6 protein-coding genes are annotated in these 3,457 nt (G+C 38.0%); all 6 read right to left on the reverse strand.

Features of this window, described 5'->3' with window-relative positions:
• Positions 1-143 precede the first annotated feature (143 nt).
• Positions 144-1,235, reverse strand: a complete 1,092-nt coding sequence (locus R6U02_RS06325) for an ImmA/IrrE family metallo-endopeptidase (RefSeq protein WP_410262777.1) — start codon at positions 1,233-1,235, stop codon at positions 144-146.
• A 22-nt stretch (positions 1,236-1,257) separates the two neighbouring features.
• A complete protein-coding gene (locus R6U02_RS06330) occupies positions 1,258-1,533 on the reverse strand; it encodes a type II toxin-antitoxin system RelE/ParE family toxin (RefSeq protein ID WP_410262778.1) in 276 nt (91 codons plus the stop codon).
• 261 nt (positions 1,534-1,794) lie between these two features.
• On the reverse strand, positions 1,795-2,118 hold the full coding sequence (locus R6U02_RS06335; RefSeq protein WP_410262779.1) for a type II toxin-antitoxin system PemK/MazF family toxin: 324 nt from the start codon (positions 2,116-2,118) through the stop codon (positions 1,795-1,797).
• Positions 2,119-2,120: 2 nt separating this feature from the next.
• Positions 2,121-2,339: a hypothetical protein gene (locus R6U02_RS06340; RefSeq protein WP_410262780.1), complete on the reverse strand. Its 219-nt coding sequence runs from the start codon at positions 2,337-2,339 to the stop codon at positions 2,121-2,123.
• 251 nt (positions 2,340-2,590) lie between these two features.
• Positions 2,591-2,788 carry a type II toxin-antitoxin system RelE/ParE family toxin gene (locus R6U02_RS06345; protein ID WP_410262781.1) on the reverse strand — a complete coding sequence of 66 codons (198 nt, stop codon included), beginning with the start codon at positions 2,786-2,788 and terminating at the stop codon, positions 2,591-2,593.
• Entirely contained in the window at positions 2,785-3,039 is a 255-nt protein-coding gene (locus R6U02_RS06350; protein ID WP_410262782.1) for a hypothetical protein, read from the reverse strand. The genes R6U02_RS06345 and R6U02_RS06350 overlap by 4 nt, the downstream gene beginning before the upstream one ends.
• Positions 3,040-3,457: the final 418 nt, after the last annotated feature.

Raw genomic sequence — 3,457 nt, forward strand, 5'->3', positions numbered from 1 at the left:
GAGCAATTGTAGCTCCGGGGGAGCTGAATGTCTGTAGCAGGAATGTTGCCACCACACCACCTCAGCCCCGATCGGGAATAAATTCTTTAGTAGGGTTGATGCGGGGTAGCTGCGGGGATGGGGGCGATCCCGGGATAAGGGCGTTAATTGAACAGATCAATTTTTTGTCTGAAACGATTGCCAATTGAGAATGGAATAAGTTTTAAATGCTGCAACCTGCCAATGATTACACCAGCAGGTGTTCTGAATTTTTTAGCAAAATCATAAATCATTTCTTCTGTTAATGGTGCTGCATCAATAATTTCCTGTAGTTCGTTTTCTTTCAATAAAATTTTTGCAGCGAATTCGTTCGCTTCTTCTTCTTTTACCCGGTCTATTTCAGTTCCTTCTACATTTTCAAGAAAAATATCTTTTTTACCATGCAAAATTATGTGTGCCGCTTCATGAAAAAATGTAAACCAAAAATGGTCATTGGTTCTATACCTACCCGATAATTGAATAATAGGTTTATTGTGGAACCAACGAGTTGCACCGCTAATTGGGGCTTTCGGCAAGTTTTGGGTGAACACAACTGCCACACCACATTTGGCACAAATATTTTGTAACTGTAGGGTATAGTCCTCAGGCATCGAAAATGCCAATTCCTTTATATCCGACAATGCGTCTTTGAACTTTTTTTTATCAAACACTGCTATTTCAATTTCTTTAGATTGAATCTCTCCATTACGCAGCCAAGCTGAAATTGCATGCGGATTTTGCGTATGAGCTAATGAAACTCTAAACGCTACAGATACCTCCTCGTCTATATAAACTCTTTCCCATTCGTGGGCTGACGCAACACAAAAGAATTTAAGTAAACTGTCTACTAAAACGTGTTTTTCTTTTGTGTCGGGCAGCCAACCGTATTTTCTCATATCATTTACAGGAAATGCTCCCAACCAGTCTTTCTTTTTTTCAAGTTCTTCTTGTTGTTGCAGTTCGTATAATTCTTTACGATAGGTTTTTTCTCTATTCATCCAAAAACCTGCAGGAATACCTAATACTTTCTCCAATTGAAATGCGGTAGCTGTCGAAATTGGCTCTCTACCTTTTATTATATCATTAAGTTTTTCTTTTGGTCTCCCCATTCTTTCTGCAAGTTCTGCCTGGCTCATACCAATAAATTCTATGTGCTCCTGAATTGTATCGCCAGGGGGAGATAATAATGATTTTGATATTTCAAGTTTCGTTGCCATGATGTTAATTTTAATGTTGTTTTCAATGATAATCTTCAATTTCGTTAATTTGAATTTTTGTAACCTCTTCCCAATTCAAACCGCCATCATCTTTTTTTGGTTTCGGGTTGTGGTTCGGCTCAAAAATCATTCGGTAATTACCAGACACATCAACTGCTAATTCACCTTTGCGATCGCCTTTAAGTTCGTGACACCGTGCGGCTGGAATTGTTCTTATTATTGCTAAAGTGTCTGCATCGGTGAGGTCCTTGAGTCGCTGATTTACCTTGCGTGCCAACTTCCCAAAGGATTTTGCCATTTCTCTTGGGTCTGTTAGTTGCTTTTCTATTTTTCTGTTCTTGTAACTTATTTCCACCGGAAGTGTAAATATGATTAACGAAAAGGGTTAACAAAAATATATATAATATTTGATTTGCCAAAGAAGTGATGAGAAAAATAACTCTTTTAGGTGCCTTTTCATTGTGGCGTCTCTTCTAATTACTGCCTGAGGAATTGATAGTGTATTTGGTGATTAGCTGCTGTTGGGGGGATGGGGGGCGATCCCACGGTAAGGTAAAATTTAAACTGTTAATTCTGTGAAGAGGTTCCGAACTTCTTTTTTCATTGAATTGTTGATCTTCCCCATAATTTTTTCCACCAAACCCTTGTCAAGTGTTGCAATTTTATGAATACGCACAACGGAAGGTTTTTTTAATCCGGCTTTTTCCCAATCATTGATGTATATGTCATTTCGGGATGTATAGATCTGACTTGTTATCCTGCATACAATTATATCTCCATCGTTATAATCGTTGATTATCAATGCAGGTCGCCTTTTATGGGTTGTGTTGTCTGTAAATGGAAACTTTAACAGAACGATGTCCCCGAAATTCAGTTGATCCATTTTTAAATATTGTCGTAGATTGAGTCACCATCAGAATATCCATTTAAAAACTGCTCTTGTGCAGTTTGCTGGAACAGCATTTCATCATTGATTTCTGTATCTTCTATAAGCAAAATTACCCTAACATTTTTGTTCTGTTTGGTTTTTAATTCAGCTTGCAGTTTTGCCGGAATTGATATATGATTATTTTCAATCTTCGATTTGAATTCTAATGCTTTCATAATACAAATATACTACAAATCGAATTTTTATCAAACAATTGATTATTTGTCCGGAGCAATTGTAGCTCCGGGGAAGCTGAATGTCTGTAGCAGGAATGTCACCACAAACCACCCCACCCCATGTTGTAGTATAGCTAAATGGGGGGGGTTATCTAGTAAGTCAATTCCCCGGGATCTTTCCTGTTATCCCAAAAGATAATTAATTCTAGTTCCTTTTTCCTGGGCTTGATGCGATAGTATAGTGTATTGTGTTATGTAATTAGCCCTTTTCTGACATTCTTCTTCTTCCTGGATGCCTGGAACATTTCAGGATTGGATTTGATCTGTTCCAGTATGTGTTCAACTTCACTTATAAAGTTTTCGACCTCTTTTATGGCCCATTTTCTGGCAAGATGGTCAAGGACTTCGAAATAGGTCTTTCTAGCTGTCGGGGTCCAACTGATTTTCATTTGTCCAGATGATACTTGGCCCTAACTTCTTTCATTACCTCCTCGTGAGGGATTAGTTCTCCTTTATCGGCTTCTGCCAGCCCTTTTTCAATGGCCTTTTTTTCCTCTGGGCTTATCTCATCCCACCAATCAGAAGCTTTCTCCTTCTTCAGTATTGCTTCCACCTTGGACAGGATCGATGGTTTCTCCGTATTTAGTATGAGCTGGACCAACTCTAATTTTTTCGATTGCAGGTTCATGTCGATTTTCATTAGTTATACAAATTTAACGATTTACACTCACTTATTGTTTTAATCTAGTTGAATTTTCCAAATGCTCTCTAATTGCACCTGTCTCTTAATGTCTTTTTTCAGGAATTCTCGTGTTGCTCATGGCACATTTTTCATAGATGCTACTGTATTAGCCCAAAATAGCTCGACGAAAACTGTGGATCTTTCTATCATAGTGTTGGAAACTGTATTTTTCTGATAAACGGGAAGGCATTTTTTATGAGTTATAGTCGATATTTCCTTTTCGCATCACATTAACAGGATATGGTGGCTCGGGAAGGAGGATTCTAAATTTAACCGATTTCAGCGGGATCAAGTGTTCGAAATCACAGGAATATCTACCCGGAAACCAGCTTGATCAAATTCAATTAACAGACAGGATAAATGCTTATCAAAGCTT

Source organism: Alkalibacterium sp. (assembly GCF_046484155.1).
GTDB lineage: Bacteria > Bacillota > Bacilli > Lactobacillales > Carnobacteriaceae_A > Alkalibacterium.

Coding starts and splice junctions, on each gene's coding strand:
- R6U02_RS06345 (WP_410262781.1), bottom strand. CDS start 2,788: ATGAAAATCAGTTGGACCCCGACAGCTAGAAAGACCTATTTCGAAGTC.
- R6U02_RS06335 (WP_410262779.1), bottom strand. CDS start 2,118: ATGGATCAACTGAATTTCGGGGACATCGTTCTGTTAAAGTTTCCATTT.
- R6U02_RS06325 (WP_410262777.1), bottom strand. CDS start 1,235: ATGGCAACGAAACTTGAAATATCAAAATCATTATTATCTCCCCCTGGC.
- R6U02_RS06340 (WP_410262780.1), bottom strand. CDS start 2,339: ATGAAAGCATTAGAATTCAAATCGAAGATTGAAAATAATCATATATCA.
- R6U02_RS06350 (WP_410262782.1), bottom strand. CDS start 3,039: ATGAAAATCGACATGAACCTGCAATCGAAAAAATTAGAGTTGGTCCAG.
- R6U02_RS06330 (WP_410262778.1), bottom strand. CDS start 1,533: ATGGCAAAATCCTTTGGGAAGTTGGCACGCAAGGTAAATCAGCGACTC.